This is a genomic window from Vibrio ishigakensis, assembly GCF_024347675.1.
In the GTDB taxonomy this organism is placed as follows: domain Bacteria; phylum Pseudomonadota; class Gammaproteobacteria; order Enterobacterales; family Vibrionaceae; genus Vibrio; species Vibrio ishigakensis.
Genome location: NZ_AP024881.1, coordinates 795,239 through 811,828, shown reverse-complemented (window position 1 = coordinate 811,828; position 16,590 = coordinate 795,239). Strand labels below are relative to the sequence as shown.

At 47.0% G+C, this 16,590-nt stretch carries 16 protein-coding genes; 10 read left to right on the top strand and 6 right to left on the bottom strand.

Features of this window, described 5'->3' with window-relative positions:
* Positions 1-37 precede the first annotated feature (37 nt).
* From uxaC to Pcarn_RS03860, 5 genes are all read left to right on the top strand, one after another.
* Positions 38-1,441: a glucuronate isomerase gene (gene uxaC / locus Pcarn_RS03880; protein WP_261835078.1), complete on the top strand. Its 1,404-nt coding sequence runs from the start codon at positions 38-40 to the stop codon at positions 1,439-1,441.
* A 4-nt stretch (positions 1,442-1,445) separates the two neighbouring features.
* Positions 1,446-3,449, top strand: coding sequence for a heparinase II/III domain-containing protein (locus Pcarn_RS03875; RefSeq protein ID WP_261835077.1), 2,004 nt, complete (start codon positions 1,446-1,448; stop codon positions 3,447-3,449).
* 86 nt (positions 3,450-3,535) lie between these two features.
* Positions 3,536-3,991, top strand: a complete 456-nt coding sequence (locus tag Pcarn_RS03870) for a MarR family winged helix-turn-helix transcriptional regulator (protein ID WP_261835076.1) — start codon at positions 3,536-3,538, stop codon at positions 3,989-3,991.
* A gap of 19 nt (positions 3,992-4,010) precedes the next feature.
* Positions 4,011-5,213, top strand: coding sequence for a multidrug effflux MFS transporter (locus Pcarn_RS03865; RefSeq protein ID WP_261835075.1), 1,203 nt, complete (start codon positions 4,011-4,013; stop codon positions 5,211-5,213).
* Position 5,214: 1 nt separating this feature from the next.
* Positions 5,215-5,490, top strand: a complete 276-nt coding sequence (locus tag Pcarn_RS03860; protein ID WP_261835074.1) for a nitrogenase-stabilizing/protective protein NifW — start codon at positions 5,215-5,217, stop codon at positions 5,488-5,490.
* Here Pcarn_RS03860 and Pcarn_RS03855 read toward each other — a convergent pair.
* The 4 genes from Pcarn_RS03855 to Pcarn_RS03840 all read right to left on the bottom strand — a co-directional run bounded on the left by Pcarn_RS03855 (position 5,487) and on the right by Pcarn_RS03840 (position 7,939).
* Complete coding sequence (locus tag Pcarn_RS03855; RefSeq protein WP_261835073.1) at positions 5,487-5,801, bottom strand: hypothetical protein; 315 nt, start codon at positions 5,799-5,801, stop codon at positions 5,487-5,489. The genes Pcarn_RS03860 and Pcarn_RS03855 overlap by 4 nt on opposite strands.
* Entirely contained in the window at positions 5,798-6,319 is a 522-nt protein-coding gene (locus Pcarn_RS03850) for a MerR family transcriptional regulator (protein ID WP_261835072.1), read from the bottom strand. The genes Pcarn_RS03855 and Pcarn_RS03850 overlap by 4 nt, the downstream gene beginning before the upstream one ends.
* A 2-nt stretch (positions 6,320-6,321) precedes the next feature.
* Positions 6,322-7,155, bottom strand: a complete 834-nt coding sequence (locus tag Pcarn_RS03845; protein WP_261835635.1) for a DMT family transporter — start codon at positions 7,153-7,155, stop codon at positions 6,322-6,324.
* 115 nt (positions 7,156-7,270) lie between these two features.
* A complete protein-coding gene (locus Pcarn_RS03840; protein ID WP_261835071.1) occupies positions 7,271-7,939 on the bottom strand; it encodes a haloacid dehalogenase type II in 669 nt (222 codons plus the stop codon).
* A 257-nt stretch (positions 7,940-8,196) separates the two neighbouring features.
* Between Pcarn_RS03840 and Pcarn_RS03835 the strand changes: the two genes are divergently transcribed.
* A complete protein-coding gene (locus Pcarn_RS03835; protein WP_261835070.1) occupies positions 8,197-8,553 on the top strand; it encodes a TraR/DksA family transcriptional regulator in 357 nt (118 codons plus the stop codon).
* On the opposite strand, the gene Pcarn_RS03830 is transcribed toward Pcarn_RS03835, so the two are convergent.
* Positions 8,550-9,404, bottom strand: coding sequence for a DMT family transporter (locus tag Pcarn_RS03830; protein ID WP_261835069.1), 855 nt, complete (start codon positions 9,402-9,404; stop codon positions 8,550-8,552). The two genes, Pcarn_RS03835 and Pcarn_RS03830, sit on opposite strands and share 4 nt — an antisense overlap.
* 99 nt (positions 9,405-9,503) lie before the next feature.
* Here Pcarn_RS03830 and Pcarn_RS03825 point away from each other — a divergent pair, with 99 nt between their 5' ends.
* The 4 genes from Pcarn_RS03825 to Pcarn_RS03810 all read left to right on the top strand — a co-directional run bounded on the left by Pcarn_RS03825 (position 9,504) and on the right by Pcarn_RS03810 (position 15,510).
* Positions 9,504-10,409: a LysR family transcriptional regulator gene (locus Pcarn_RS03825; RefSeq protein ID WP_261835068.1), complete on the top strand. Its 906-nt coding sequence runs from the start codon at positions 9,504-9,506 to the stop codon at positions 10,407-10,409.
* A 378-nt stretch (positions 10,410-10,787) separates the two neighbouring features.
* A complete protein-coding gene (locus Pcarn_RS03820) occupies positions 10,788-12,191 on the top strand; it encodes an aminotransferase class V-fold PLP-dependent enzyme (protein WP_261835067.1) in 1,404 nt (467 codons plus the stop codon).
* Positions 12,192-12,242: 51 nt separating this feature from the next.
* Positions 12,243-13,169, top strand: coding sequence for a transporter substrate-binding domain-containing protein (locus Pcarn_RS03815; RefSeq protein ID WP_261835066.1), 927 nt, complete (start codon positions 12,243-12,245; stop codon positions 13,167-13,169).
* Between the two features lie 16 nt (positions 13,170-13,185).
* A complete protein-coding gene (locus tag Pcarn_RS03810; RefSeq protein ID WP_261835065.1) occupies positions 13,186-15,510 on the top strand; it encodes a putative bifunctional diguanylate cyclase/phosphodiesterase in 2,325 nt (774 codons plus the stop codon).
* On the opposite strand, the gene Pcarn_RS03805 is transcribed toward Pcarn_RS03810, so the two are convergent.
* The gene (locus Pcarn_RS03805; RefSeq protein WP_261835064.1) at positions 15,486-16,589 is read right to left on the bottom strand and encodes a DUF1501 domain-containing protein; all 1,104 of its coding nucleotides are present in this window, start codon (positions 16,587-16,589) and stop codon (positions 15,486-15,488) included. The two genes, Pcarn_RS03810 and Pcarn_RS03805, sit on opposite strands and share 25 nt — an antisense overlap.
* Position 16,590: the final 1 nt, after the last annotated feature.

Here is a 16,590-nt window from a genome sequence, read left to right as displayed (position 1 = left end):
CGCTCTTGCTAAGCATTTTCCAAGTTTAAGGATGTATATGCCAAACAATTACATACACGACAATCTGCTATTGAACTCTTCACTTGCTGAGGAGCTTTTTCATAGCTATGCGTCGAAACAGCCCATCATCGACTATCACAATCACCTAGAGGCGAAAGATATCTGGGAAGACAGTCGCTTTGAAAATCTTGCAGATGCATGGCTCAAGAGCGACCATTACGTTTGGCGAGCATTGCGCAGTAATGGTATCGATGAGCACTACATCACCGGTAATGCATCAGACAGAGAGAAGTTCGATAAGTTGTGTGAGGCCATGCCTTACCTACTCGGCAACCCGCTTTATCAATGGTCTCATCTGGAACTAAAGCGCTTCTTTGATTGTGATCTGCTACTTTGTCCAGATAACGCCGAAGCTATTTGGACGCACTGCAATCAAAAACTGGCAACAGGCGAGATAAGCACACGCTCGGTATTAAAAGGGCTAGACGTAAAAACGCTCTGTACTACAGATTCCCCACTCTCAGATCTTAGCTATCACCAAAAGCTCGCAAACTCTGATTTTGAGGTTCAAGTACTGCCTACCTTTCGTGCCGATGAACTCTTTAAGCCAAATCCTGATTTATTTGCCAAGCTGACAGAACTCACTGGTATTCAGATCACTGACTTTGATAGCTATCTATCCGCTATCTCACAACGTATCGATGCCTTCCATGATATTGGCTGTCGCCTCGCTGATCTTGGGCTGACCAAGGTCGAATTTTGTGAGTGCGAGTCTGCGACAGCCAACCTATTTGTACAAAAGCTCATTGCTGGTGAGCCACTGGCAGAAAACGAATCCATCCAGCTAGATACCCTGCTGTTTACTGAACTTGGTCGCCTGTTTCATGCAAAAAGCTGGACCTTGCAGCTGCATATTGGCGTGCTAATAAACGTCAACCGAAGACGTAAGCAGGCACTAGGGGGTGGCACAGGTTTTAGTGTTCTTAATGACAGGCTGATCGCTGAGAACCTAGTGCAGTTATTGGACTCATTGGACTGCACCCGAGAGCTGCCAAATACCGTGCTCTACTGTCTGAATCCAGCGCATAACCCTGTCCTCGCATGCATCGCTGGGGCTTTCCAAGATAGCGATAGCGCCGCTGGAAAAATACAGTTTGGCGCAGCTTGGTGGTTCAACGACCATAAAGATGGCATGGAAGCTCAGCTAACCACGCTCAAAAATCTTGGGGCTCTAGGTCGATTCGTTGGCATGCTGACCGACTCTCGCAATGTACTCTCTTTTTCCCGTCACGAATATTTTCGTCGTGTGCTGTGCAACTTACTCGCCCAATGGGTAGAGCAAGGTGAAATCCCAAACGATACCGCGCTTCTGAAACAGACCATACACAACATCTGCTATGGCAATGCACACGCGTACTTCAACTTCCCAGCTCAAGGCTAGAACCATGCTACAGTTTTCCGAACAAGAAATTAGCGCAATCAAACAGCGCGCTACACAATCTACTATTCAGGCACTTATCGATAACAACCACGTCGTGCTAAACACCGACACCCTAGTGCCACCAGATGGCCGCGCTACCTGGAACCTTTACTATTTTTGCCCTGAGCATGGGGTGCGTCTGACCTGGGATAGAGACAAGCCCACCTCGCATGTCTGCCCTGTGGATGGCAAAGAGTTCACCGGTGAGCCCTATGACGGCGCATGGTGGCGCTGGTTGAATGGACTCAACGCCAAGGCATGCTATGACTTGGGTCTGCTGTGGCACCTAACCGGTGACGATAGATATCTAGAAAAAGTCACCGATATTCTGATGCAATCGGCCAAGTATTACCCTGATTACGAGGTGCATGGTGGCATCCCTTACAATGGCCCAGGCAAGGCGAATGCACAAACCCTGTGTGAAGCAAACTGCCACCTAGACTTAGCACGTGGCTATGATTTTGTTCGCTCTGCATTAAGTGCAGAACAGCAAAGCTATATCGAAAACCAATTGCTACGTGAGGGTGCTGAGTTCCTAATGGAGTATCGCACCGACCAGCTGCACAACCATGAGATGAAGATCAACGCCACTATAGGTGTGATCGGTATGATCTTGGATGAGCAAAGCTATCTCGACTTTGCCCTAAACACGGATTACGGCATCCACTATCAGCTTAATCATGGTGCGACACCTGAGGGGATGTGGTTTGAGGGCTCTATCCATTATCACTACTACGCACTGCAAGCTCTGCTTAATTTCGAGAAGCTGGCTTGTGGCACTCCATACTCAGTGATGAGCAATCCTAACTTCCTGAAGATGTTGAAGTTCCCACTGAATCTGGTTCTCAATACTGGCAGCTTTCCACGCCTCAACGACTGTATTGCAGGGCAAGAGCAGCTCACACACGCGCATCTGTTCGAATTTGCCTATCGAGAAGCGCCTTGCGATCTGTTCGCCAGCGCCCTTGCTAGCATCTATCAAAACATCAGCCGAGATAATATCGATGCTCTGCTGTATGGGGTTGAAACCCTGCCAGAGGCCAAGCCATTGACCTGTCACTCTATTCATACCGAGCAAGCAGGCATCTCTATTGAATATAACCAGCAGACCAACAATGCCGTGCTATTTAAACACGCCCCATACGGTGGCGAACACGATCATTACGACAGACTTGGCCTATTGCTGACTCGCAATGGTAAAGAGATACTGCCGGACCTTGGCACCACAGGCTATGGCGCTGAGCTTCACTACGGCTATTACAAGAATACCGCGACCCACAACACCCTAGTAGTGAACCAACAAAATCAATCGCCAATAAATCCTGAGCTCAACAGTTATCAGAAAGAATCAGGCTATACCCTTATCGATGCTTCTGTTGATTGGAGTAAGCCAGCAGCAAGTGTGGATAGTCACACCATAGAGCAGTGGGACAGCGACTCTTATAAAGATGTGTTATTCCGCCGTATTCTACTGGTGTTGGATCATGGTGTGGTTGAGTTGAACTCGGTAGAAAACCCATATCAGCAGCAGCTTGATCTTACCTACCATGTACGTGGCGAGCATGACTTAGATGCGAACTGGCAAGAAGTGGCTAACCCATTGACCGGTCCACTGGCACGCATGACAGACACGAAAGCCAAAAGGCTTAAGCAGTTTACTGAGCTTAATTATCACATCCAAGGTGATGCGGACTTCCAGCAAAGCATCTGGACAAGTGAACCTGCGGAGCTTTTATCTGGCTATGCACCAGATAACCCAGCCACCTCAGATCTAGCCTATACACTTGTACGCAGTAAAGCCAAATCTCTCAACTGTGTGGTTTTGCATGACCTGAGTTGTGAAAACTCGCTGCAGATCAGTGATATAGAATGGCAACACAATCAAGTCGGCTTCACCTTAATATCGCAAGGTGAAAAGACTCACTATCGATATGACCTCAACAGCTGTTGTTTAGAACTGTCCTGTTAACGAGCTATCCTAACGCGGCCCTTACGGGCCGTTTTTTGTAGTTGCTCATAAAATAGTTGACACATACAACTATATAAATAGAATAGTTGTCTCCGTCAACTATCACCCTTTTATTGATGGCTTCCAATCGCGACATCAACTATGCCCTCAGAGAAATTCGTCTCAAAACTCGCTCTCGCATGATAGCGGAAGTCTCTAGGCACAAGGTGGACTTCTCTCCTCTTGAGCATGTCGCAATGAGTAATATCCGTGAACTTGGCGGCGCTTCTCAACAGATGTTGGTTGAGGCGATGCAGAAGGATAAGACTCAGGTGTCGAGGATCATTGCTCGATTGCACCGTCAAGACCTCATCATTAAAACCCCTGACCCATTCGACAAACGCTCAGTAAACCTAACCTTGAGTGACAATGGTGAGACCCTACTCAACAGCCTAGATAAGGTGGAGTCGGAGATGGTCGAGAATATGCTTCAAGGCTTTGATGCCACTGAGGTCCAAACCCTGTGTGACCTGCTAAGCCGCCTTAACAACAACCTGAAATAACCCAAATTGGAGTCATATCTTGAAGAAACCACAAGCCGTATTGGGTGAAAAAGGTACCCTATTTTTCTTAGTGATCATCAGTGCCTTCCCTCCACTAACCACGGACTTATATCTGCCCGCACTGCCACAAATGGTTGAAGTCTTAGGTACCACGCAGGCCATGGTGAATCTGACCTTGAGCGTTTATTTTGTTACCTACGCCATAGGCCTTCTATTCTGGGGACCTCTGAGTGAAAAGTTTGGACGTAAGCCCATCTTGCTGACAGGCCTTGGGCTATACATGGTAGCCAGCGTATTGTGTGCACTGGCATTCAGTATCGAGTTTTTAATCGGTGCTCGCGCCCTACAAGCATTTGGTGGTGCGGCCATTACCGTAGTAGCAACCGCAATCGTGAAAGACCTTTACGATGGTCGAGAACGCGAGCGTATTATGGCGACTATCATGTCGCTGGTAATCATTGCGCCTATGGTCGCTCCAGTTATTGGCGCATTTTTGCTTAAGATTGCCAACTGGCACATGATGTTTGTTGCTCTGGGCGTTTTTGGCTTTATCGCTACCTTGATTGCCCTTTGCTATACCGAAACCTTAGAGCACAGATATGAAGGCTCCATGCTGCGCTCCTGGAGTCGCCTGGCAACCGTATTCAACAACCCAAGATTTGTGTCATTGCTGGTGATATTCTCGCTCACTCCTATGGCTTTGATGGCCTTTCTTGCAGCGGGTTCTTATATCTATATCAATGGCTTTGGTCTAACCGAGCAAGAGTTCAGCTACGCCTTTGCCTTCAATGCATTGTTCGCCTCATTCGGCCCGACTATCTATATGAAGGTATCTAAGCGCGTGTCATCAAAGACCATTATTACCGCATGCTTCCTAGCGATTACCCTTTTGGGTGTTGCAACCTTTACCGTCGGTCACCTATCACCTTGGTTGTTTGCTCTAATTGCAGCTCCAGTGACCATGGCCATTATTACCACGCGTATTCCAGGCACTAACTTGATGCTAGATCAGCAAGAAAAAGATACCGGTTCTGCGGTTGCTATTATTCAGTTCTCGAGCATGATGGCGGGCTCACTAGGTATGGTATTGGTTTCGACTAGACCTGAGATGCTTATAGAGAACCTTGGTTTGATTCAGATGGGTATCGGCGCTGTGGGCCTTGGATTGTGGCTACTGGTAAAAAACCGCAATTACGTCACCGCCAACCTGAACGCGGTCTAAGATGAGTACGCCCTATATCAAAGAGCATCTAAGTCACCTCGAAAGCCTAGAGCAGGTTTTCGAGTTTCTTGAGGTGGACTACGATACTAAATTCTTGAACGAATATAGAAAGCCGCTGACCAAGCGCTTCAACGGCTATCTGCTGATGGCAAAACCGGACGATTGGTTTGCCACCCGTAGAGCGCTTAGAAATGCTTATTGCAAGATACAGCGTGGACGTCTCGACCCTCACACCCGTTCTGCATGTCGAGGCTGCACCTCTTGCTTGAGGCGCTAGGTTAGATTTGCCGGACTTAACTCACGCACACGAATTGAGTCTTGGTAGATGTGCTGAAATACCTTAGGCCTGTAGTGTTCAATCCAATACTCATCATAGGTATTGGCATACACCTTGGCTTTTTGCTCTTGGTTATCAAATTCTCTTAGCCATACAAACCAAGTATCACCAGATTCATCTTGATAGATATAGGTATCTATCACGCGCATGCCCTTAGATATCTGATGAGGTATTACGTCCTGCTTCATCCAGTCTAGCCAAGTCTGAATCTTATCCGGTCTTAGCTTATATTCTCTTAGTTCAACTATCATGAGCGGGACCACTCACGTATCTGTTTGATCTCTTGTTCATCAATATTCAACGATTCTAAAAATTCCTGATGTGCGTCTGGCTCAAGTTTTTCAAACTCTTTGTGCCAATTTTGCATGTCTTTTTCATCAAAGCCCGCCCCTTGCATGATGGTAACCCAGCGCTCTTTAGACAGCTCTTGTCCGGTAAGGAGTTGTGGTTGCTCTAACAGAGTTACTATCGCCTGTTGCTGTGACCTTAGCTTCTGTATCTCTTTTTCTAGGGCATTGAATTGATTAAGCAAAACCTGCTCTTGTTTCAGCTCATCTGATTTATCAAGAAGCTCTCTTATCTGATTCACCGGCATACCAAATGAGCGATAGGAATTTATCGCCTTGAGCTTGTCCAACTCTTTATCTGAATACCAGCGATAGCCATTTTCTGAGCGCATAGCCGGCGTCAGCAATCCTTCTTTTTCATAGTAAAGAATGGTGGTACGCGACAATCCGCACAGCTTAGCCAATTTTGACACAGAATACACAGCTACTCCTTGCGCAACTTGATAAAGGGGATAACAGCACTCATCAGAATAAACACCGCGCCAACAATTGCCAATGAGTTTGGCACCTCGGCAAACAACAGGTAGCCAATAATCAGCGAGTATATGATCTTTGCATACTCCACATTGGCCACTATATTTGCCTCTGCCCATTTATAGGCGGTTACCCCAATAAATTGAGCAACAGAAGAGATCACACCGACACACACCAGCAAACCGAACTCTCTAGGCGTTGGCCAATACCAGTCAAACAAACACGGCACCAAGGCAATAATCCCCACGAACAGAGCTTGATAGCTTAGGAGTACCGTCCGTGATTCATACGCCGCCATTTTGCGCACGCACACCACAGCCACGGCTGCACCAAGAGCTGCTGTCAATCCGACAAGTACATAATTGAGAGAAGCGTTCTCTGGCTGCACTACCATGATCACCCCAACAAAGCCCACGGCAATAGTAATAACGCGTGAGGCCGTTATATCTTCACTAAGAAATAGCTTAGAGATAAACAACACGAACAAAACTTGAGTAAAACCCAGCGCAGTAGCAGTAGCGAAAGGCAGATTCGCATAAGCGATAAACCCTAGGTAAAGGGCAAAAAACGCTCCGCAGATCCGCAACAAATGCAGACGCACACTAAAGGGATTAAACAACTGTTTACCCAGTTTAAGCATCGCTGGTAGCAAAATGGCGACGAACACCAATTGGCGAAAGAATAAGATCTGAAATGGACTCACACTGTCGCTTAGGACACGCACCAAAACGCCCACTAAGGTAAACAGTGCCGTAGAGGCCAAGGCCAGACTGATGCCAACCAAGGCTGGATGGGCATCTGAGATACCCAATTTAATTCGATTTACTGCAAACACGTCTCACCTCCTTAATCTGAGGGCGAGACTGTAAACCCTATACCTGTAGACAGGTCAACAGGGTTTAAGAAAAGAGATCAGAGAGCTCGGTTAAACTCTCAACCGTGCAATTAGGTGTGATATCCCAAGGGTCAAGAAGACTTAATGACGTGCGCTTAACCCAAGCAGCATTAAGACCAAAGCTACGTGCTCCAATAACGTCAAAGGAGTTACTCGATACCAGCCAGGTATCCGATTTTTGAGAATTGGCTTGCTCGGTCAGGTGTTGGTATACAGATGGATTTGGCTTAAAGGTTTTCACATCTTCGCAGCTCACTACCTGTTGAAAGTAGCCAAGAAGACCGGCTTGTTTGAGAAGCATTTTCACCGTGTTCTGTTCACCGTTAGAAAATGCTACCAGCGTAGCGCCCATCTTTTCTAACTTATCCAAAGCTGGTTCTACATCAGAAAAAGCCGGGAGTTCAAGGTAGCTCTGCATAAGCAGATTTCTTTGATGCGATGAAAGAGGAAGCCTGTGCAACTCACAGGCGTATTCGAGGGCGTCCTGAGTGCAGACAGTAAAAGGTTGATAGCTATTCATCAGACCGCGACGAAACGAATACTCTAATTGCTTATCTCGCCAGGTTTGGCTGAAAGCCAGTGCCTTATTCCCAAGCCACTGCTCAAGCAGCTTGGTCACACCATGGGTATCAATCAAGGTACCGTAAACATCAAACGCCAAGGTTGTTGCCATCCTTGTTCCCCTAAACAATTCAAACATTCACAGGCCATTAAACCGCACATACTGTGATCTTGGTCTTATTCTAGAAATAACCTGAATAAAAGCAAATAGTTACAACCAATCATTGTAAAAATAGCAGACTTCTCCGTTCCTGCTCGGATTTAGAGAAACCCATTAGATAATAGATAGCAGCGCGGTCTCTAGTTGGCCGATAAAGAATAACTAGCGCTGTACTAGACTTAGTCTGATTTAGATTTTGGAGTTCACACATGCCCTATCACGCCCATCCAGACGCAGAACTATCTAATGAAGAACTGGAACAACTCGCTTTGTTACTAAAAGAGAAGCTAGTGTTTTTGCTAAACCAAGAAAAAGAGCTAAAACAAGCCATCACACAAAAGCAGGACTGCTCCATCATAGATATGGCAGACTCAGCGCGCCTCAAGGATGAAAGTATTCGCGCGACCAGTCTCTATCAAGGCAATCAAGAGCTACTCATTCAGGTCAGAGACGCCATGGCTCGGTTAGACAGTGGACAATACGGGGTCAGTGACAAGAGTGGAGAGCCCATTTCATTCGCTCGATTAAAAGCCATTCCTTGGGCCTCCACCAACATAGAAGACTAGCTAGCTACTCGCCTCTTCTCATGTTTCGACAGCCAAAGTAGAGGTGCGATAATCATTAAGGTCCCAGCTAGCATGTAGATATCTGGGATCTCTTGAAACCACACCACACCTACCAATACCGCACCTATCAGACCACTGTATTCGGCGCTGGCGATCTTGTTACTTTCCACCGCGCGATAGGCAAAAACACAGGTCGCTGCATAGACAAGAATAAAACCGCTAGAGGCCATCGCCACTGGCACCAGATCCCACTGCCACGAATGCCCTTCATACACAGCAAGCCCAAGGGCGACCGGCATACCCACTAGGTTTGTCATAAGCAACGTCTGCACCACTGACTGTGTGGGCGGAATCTTACGAATAAGTAGATTGTTCACAGCTAAGGTCAGCGCAACCACTAGCGCTGATATCGCTGCCCAACTGATCTCGGTGGGACGAATGATCACCAGCACGCCTACAAAGCCCACCACAGCCACCAGCAAGCTTGCCTTGGTTAATTGTTCTTTAAAGAACAAGGCAGCCAGAGGCAGCATGATTAGAGGCGCGGCATAGAAGATGGCATTGGCTGTGGCTAGAGGCATAGCGCCAATCGCATAGACCATAAAGATGGCACCAAGTAGCCACACATGCGCTCGAGCAGCATGCCACTTCAGTCCCTGACTCAAGCCCTGCTTATCTGAGAAAAGGTACAGAGGAAGTAGTAGCAACACCGCAGTTAACTGCCTAAAGAATACAAACTGAAATACAGGTACTGAAGCACTCACACTCTTGATCAGAGCATCTGAAAGCACAGCCACGAGATTGCCGATGATAAGAAGCGTCATCGCAGCGCCAACAGATTTCACAGACATAGCCATTCCTCCAGTTCAGTTTGAATGGCGCTAGACTACTCTATAGATTAGGATGAAGTTAAATGATGTTTTTGATATTAAGTATTAGAAAAATAGATAATGAAACTTCCTCCACTGCGTGCCGTCCACTACTTCGAATCCGTTGCTAGGCTTCTGAGCTTTTCCAAAGCGGCAGAAGAGCTCAATGTTACCCAAAGTGCGGTCAGTCATCAGGTACGCCTGCTCGAAGAGTATTTAGGTGAGCAGTTGTTTGTGCGCCAAGGCAGGAAGCTTTCCCTATCCCAGTCCGGAGCCCTCTATCTTGAGGAAATCACCCCTGCTATCTACTCCATTTCTAAAGCAAGTCAAAAGATCCGAGAAGGTGAGGCTGGGCAAATAAGGCTAGCAATCTATAGCTCTCTGGCGGTGAAGTGGCTTATTCCTAGGCTGTCCGAATTTAAACGAGCCCACCCAGAGATTGAACTCATCCCCAATATGGTAGCGAACGACACTGAATTTAGTGACAACATTGCCGATTGCTTTATCACGGTCGCTCCACCGCAGAAAAACTTCCATATTGTGCCCTTGGTGAAAGAGATCCTATATCCACTCTGCAGTCGCACTATCTGGAACGAGCTACAAGATAAAAAGCTGCCCGACGCCATCTTAGAGTTGCCACTTTTATCCAGTGAGTCCATCTATTGGGAAAAAGGTAAGGACTGGCAACGCTGGTGTGAAGAGTTGGGCGTTGATCTGCCGAAAGATGCCAACATGCAGTACTTTAGCCATATGCTTTTGGCTATTGAAGCGGCACGCTATGATCAAGGTGTGGTACTGGCCAGTGAGTATATGATCACCGAACGTGATCTTGAGAATGATCTGGTTTACATCCCCTCTCCAGGACTCGTCTCTGGGGATACTTATTACTTCATGTGTAAAAAAAACCGAGTCAGACAACCTGAAATTATTAAGCTAGAGAACTGGTTAAAACAGCAAGCTATGAACACTCCAAGCCCCAATCAATAGACTGAACCCTGATAGCATCATTGAAAACTTCATGTAAAAAAAATTGAAAACCCATTTATCACTCTTATGCTACCTAGCAATGAGCCCTGTCGATCCGAGGTTTCTATGACTGATAAGTTTTCATTCAATAAACGGCATCAATACATTATTTTCACTTCTGATACCTATTTTTACCAATTTACAACATGAACAATGGTATAAACACATTTACTAATCAATAGGTTATGTTATTCCATTTGGAATAATATAAATTATTAGATCTCGATCCTGTTATTCCGTATGCCTTCTTTAATGTGTAAAAATTTCCACGTAGCATTTATTTTGTAAAGAAATATATCAAATCGTAACTTTACTCAAATCAACAAAGGAAATTGAACGATGTCAAAGGATACATCCAAGTTTAACCGCAGAGACTTTCTCAAAGGTGGTGCAGGTGTCGCGGTTGCAGGGATTAGCTCAGGCTTATTCTCAAATCAAGCCCAAGCAAGCGACCTAGGCGGTGCTTCTTCAAGACTTTCTGGTAACCATTCTGACGACAGATTTTGGAGAAAGGTTAAAAACGAATTTACCTTGAACCGTCGTAGCGTTTACATGAACGTAGGTACCACTGGTTCAATGCCAAAAGATGTGCTGAAGGATTACGACAAAAACAACAAAATCGTCGCTGAGCACCCATGGGATATGGACAACGCATTTGGCTCTTGGCCTTATGTAAACGACATGATTGCAGCTATCGCCCCAGGTTTCGGTGCGAATACCGATGAGCTAGTGCTAAGCCGTAACACCACAGATGGTATGGCATCTATCATCAACGGCCTAGACTTCAAAGAAGGTGACGTGATCCTATCGACGCACCATGAACACATAGGCGCAACTTCTTCTCTATACACGGTTCAAGAGCGTTTTGGTGTTGAAATCTTCGATGTTGAGCTACCTGTATATACAGGCGAGCGTGAGCTGACTGTCGAAGACTATATGCGACCTTTCCGTCAGGCTATTCGCCGCTTCGGTGACCGCATCAAGCTAATGGTGTTCTCACACATCCCATACAAAACAGGTACTACCCTGCCTGCGAAGAAACTGTGTCGCTTAGCTCGTAGTCATCGCATCCCAACACTTATCGATGGTGCACACACTATCGGCATGCTAAACCTAGACTTCCATGACTTGGATTGTGATTTCTACGCCGGTTCTGGTCACAAATGGCAGTGTGGTGCAGGCGCAACAGGTATTCTGTATATCCGTGACAATGCGAGTCGTCTTGAGAGATTCTGGCCGTCTGACCGTCGTCCTCTGTACTTTGTTAACTCTTCTCTTGCAGCGAGCGCTGACTACTATGGAGCGCAGCTGGTCTCTCAATATGTAGGTCATGACAACTACCCTGCAAAGCAAGCGCTAACCGACTCTTGCAAGATGTGGGATGAAATCGGTCGTCAACGCATCGAAGATCGCGTACTTGACCTAAGTGCTCTTTGTAAAGAAGAGTTGGCGGATAAGATACCAGAAGGTACATTGTTCACATCACCTCGTCGTGAGCTATCAAGCGGTCTAACTACCTTTAACCCATTCAGTGACTGGACTAATGGTGAGCTGCTGACTGAATTCCGTGACCGCCTGCGTGAAGACTACGGCTATATCATCCGTACTACAGACTTCCACATCCATAAGGATTCAACTGAGTCGACCTACGCGTTGCGTATCTCAACTCACTTGTTCCATGATGAGGACGATGTAAAAGGTTTGGTTAAAGCGATGAAGCACCTGGCTCGCCAGATGTCTTAACCTTAATCTGGGCTCTCTTTTGAGAGCCCTAAATACCTAGACGATGCAAAGATGAATCAAAAAATTAAAACGATATTCAATCTTGTCTGTTGGCTGACAGTGGCGCTGTTTCTCAGCGTTAAACCGGCTTTTTCTCGCGATTTGCAACAAGTAAAAGAAGCGGGTGTTCTTCGTCATATTGGTATCCCTTACGCTAACTTTGTTAGTTACATAAACAAAGATGGACTGTACTCTGCACAAGGATTAGATGTAGAGCTGATGCAAGGGTTTGCTCAATATATTGGCGTTGACTACCAGTTTGTACCGAGCACTTGGAGCACAGCCTTCGGTCAACTTACCGGTCGCGAAGCGATCTTCAAAGACAATGAAATTCAATACGGCGATGCCGTAGTTGTAAGCGGTGATGTCATATCAAACGGTGCAACCATACTGCCTTGGCGTGAAGAGTTGGTCGACTTTTCTGACGACTACTTCCCATCTGCAGTTTGGCTAGTTGCTCGCTCAGATTCGAGCCTGACTCCCATTAAGCCAAGTGGCTCTATCGAACAAGATATAGTCTCAGTCAAAGAGCTGATGCGTGGTCGCGATGTACTGGCGATGGAGCAAACATGCCTCGATCCGAACCTATATAACCTAAGTGTGACTGGCGCTAACATCATATTGCCAGAGCGTGCACGCAAACTGAATGAGATGGTGCCAGCCATACTCAACCAAGATGCGGAAAGTACCTTGCTTGATGTACCCGACACCTTGATTGCTCTAGAAAAGTGGCCAGGTGAGATTAAGGTAATTGGCCCTGTTTCTGAACCTCAGCGTATGGCAGCTGGATTTAGAAAAGATGCCCCAGAGCTTAGAGAAGCATTCAACCAGTATCTGAAAAAAATCCGCCAAGACGGCACCTACAGTCACCTTATCGAGAAGTACTACCCTTCGGTATTCTATTTCTACAGTGACTACTTTGAAGTGGATGGAAGTTGATTGAATGAGAAGTAGGATGAGCTTTAGTAGCAGAAACGCAATCTTGATTGGAGGCTTCCTATTGGGGGCCTATCTGCTTTTAATGATCACTGTGACCAATGCAGGCCAAAACCGCCTCAAAGAGTCTCAGTCGAATGAGCTCAGCCTCAAAGTAAACAGCTATTCAGAGTCCCTTGGCTACTTCTTTAATTCCATAAAGAAGGACGTCAGGGACATCTCCAGCCATAAAACCACCTTTACTTTCTTTGCTAATCTGGCCTCGGGTATGTCCATGGAATATGGTCTGGGTTCGAGTCTCTTCCAACTAAGACGCAACCTGATCTTTCATACCAAGCCGGATGTCAGAGAGCAAACAGGTCCCTATTTTGATCGCCTGTTACTGGTTGGCTTTAACTCAGATGTGATTGCCGACTCCCATCCGAGACTGCCCTTTGATACCGCAACCATTCCCTTTGCTCAATTTGAGCAGTCAGAGCAAAAAATCGATGCGGTATTTAAGGGCGATCAATTGGTTATCCGCGTGATGCACTCGGTGCGCTTTAACGGTGAAATCGTGGGGGTCATCGTAGGCTACGTTAATAACGAGGTGCTGACCCGCCTCCTAACCAGCCAAGAAAACGTCGATAGAGGCAGTCGCCTAGATCTGACCACAGACGATGGTATCTATCCTATCTGGAACTCACTAGGAACCGATGCGTCGGAGTCTTCGAGTAATATCTCGTTCAACACACTCTATTTTGATCAAAAGGTGAAAGGCACCCCATTCTACCTGCACGCTTGGTTCCAACCGGTTTCAGAGCAACAGATCATCACCTCGACTTGGTTTACTGCGGCACTTTCATTCTTAGCCGTGCCGGTTGTGCTTGGTCTCTATTACGCCCTTAGGATCAATAACACCAACCTCATCCTAACCACCAAGTTTGACCAAACCAGTAAGCAGAAGGTAGAGCTGTCCAAGCAAAACGCCAGACTCAAAACAGAGATCGACAGACGACGAACCTCAGAAGAGGAACTCGCCTATCAGGCCACTCACGATGCGCTCACAGGACTCACCAACCGCAAAGCGGGTGATGAAAAGCTTCGCTCTGCAATCTACGCGGCTGAACGAAAGCAAGAGAGCGTATTAGTACTGTTTATCGACTTAGATAACTTCAAACAGATCAACGACACTCTAGGTCATCTAGCCGGTGACCAATTATTGAAGCAGACTGCAGAACGCCTCAAGAGTGCGGTGCGTAAGACGGATGTAGTGGCACGTATCGGTGGTGACGAGTTCTTGATGGTGATCCCAAACCTTCAATCTCAGGGCTGCGCCAAGCTCATCGCTTCAAACCTAATGCGTACCTTCGAGGCTCCGTTCTTCTTAGATCAGACCGAGTTCTTTGTCTCTACCAGTATTGGTATGGCAATCTATCCACAAGATGGCGAAACTGCTGAAGACCTGCTTGCACACGCCGATACAGCTATGTATCAAGTAAAAGAAGATGGCCGTAACGGCTTTAGTTTCTATGACTCGAGCATGAATCAGGATGTGCAGCGTAATATTGATATCGATGCGCGCCTAAGGCATGCAACCAGTAAGAAGCTATTCGAGGTCTATTATCAGCCTATCGTCGACCTTAAAACCTGTCAGATCATAGGTGCTGAAGCCCTGCTTCGCTGGAATGATGAGAAACTAGGGATTGTTTCACCAGCAGAATTTATTCCGATTGCGGAGAAGAATGGTCTTATCAACACTATTGGTAAATTTGCCTTAAATACGGCCTGTCATCAGATAGCCGAGTGGCAAGGTATCCGTCCAATCTCAGTTGCTGTGAACTTCTCTAGCGTGCAATTCAGACAGTCAGAAAAGCTGCTTGGTATCATTCGCTCGGCTCTGGATAAATCCAAACTGCCTGCGAGTCAGCTAGATGTCGAGATCACCGAGAGCCTGCTTATCCATCATAACGATGAAACCGTAGCGCTTCTGAATCGAATCAAAGAGCTGGGAGTTCAACTCTCAATCGATGATTTTGGTACTGGCTATTCGGCGCTGAGCTATCTGCAAAAGTTTCCTTTCAGTAAGCTTAAAATCGACCGCTCTTTCTTGCAGGATATGGAGTCCACGCCATCGTCCCAAGAGTTGGTCAATGCCATCATAGCCATGGCTAAGGCGCTAAACCTGAGAGTAGTGGCTGAAGGGGTCGAAACGGATTGGGATAGAGAATATCTGCAAAGCCACAAGTGTGAATATGCGCAGGGCTTCTATTTCAGCAAACCCCTGCCGGCAGCCGAATTCGAAGCCCTATTGATTGAGCAAGTGGCTGAGCTGCAGCCTTACCCGATTAACTTACGAAGTTGAGACTCGCTAACCTGCCAGTGATCGGCAAGAGAGCCCGCTATCCAGTCATACATATTACTAGTTGGTGCAAGGTCTCGCCCTTGATAAAGCTGATTTTCTTTAAGCCCAGGCCACTGCCCAAGCACCTTGCCGCCATTTTTCAGCTTACCACCCGCTAGCATCATCATGCTGGCGGTGCCATGGTCTGTCCCTTGAGTCCCGTTTTGCTTCACGGTGCGACCAAACTCGGTAGCCACTATCACCAAGGTGTTATCCCACTCACTGCCAAGCTCTTGCTTTAACGCTCCCAAGCCTTCGTCTAATATGCCAAACTGACGAGCGAGTCTGCCCGCTTGATTGTTATGGGTATCCCAGCCGCCCAGTTCCAACATAGCGCAATCGGCACTCTCTCCTTTCAATAATCGGGCACAGCCTTTGGCTAGGGATTTGAACTGTCCATTCTGCTGACCACTCTCACCCATCATGGCCTTCATCTTGAGCTCGAGTCCTTGAGCAAAGGCTTGTTGTAGCATAGGGTCTTCTTGATACATGGAAAGGATCGCCTCATAGGTGTCCTCTGGATTATCTCGAAGCTTAGACGGATACCAAGTGGTAACCGGACTGCTCGCACCCCGCAGACTAATGGGCGTTGCCTGAGTAATGGCCACAGCAGCCCCCTGTTTCGCTTCAAGCGCTCTTGCTAGCCAACCGCTCTCCTGCCCCTGCCCAGCACTCTCTAAATAGTCCTGTCCATCGAAATGAGAGCGGGAGGGATAACCGCTACCTACCGCCACCACGAAACTAGCCTGCTTGTTCTGATACCAAGTATGTAGCTGTTTAAATTCAGGATGCAGACGATAGCCTTGGTCAAGTAGCAATGGAGAGTCGATTACCTTGCTTGCTATTTGAGGCCTGTGCTGGCTAAGCATAGGGTCAAATACAGGTATCACCGCATGCATCCCATCCATGGCACCGCGTAGTACCACCCACACCACCTTAGGTGCTTTCTTATCTGATTTGGCCAGCGAAAATGGAGTGGTAAGCACCACCAAACTCGCCATCGCCCCCTTAACGAAGGTTCTTCTTTGCATATTCGCCATC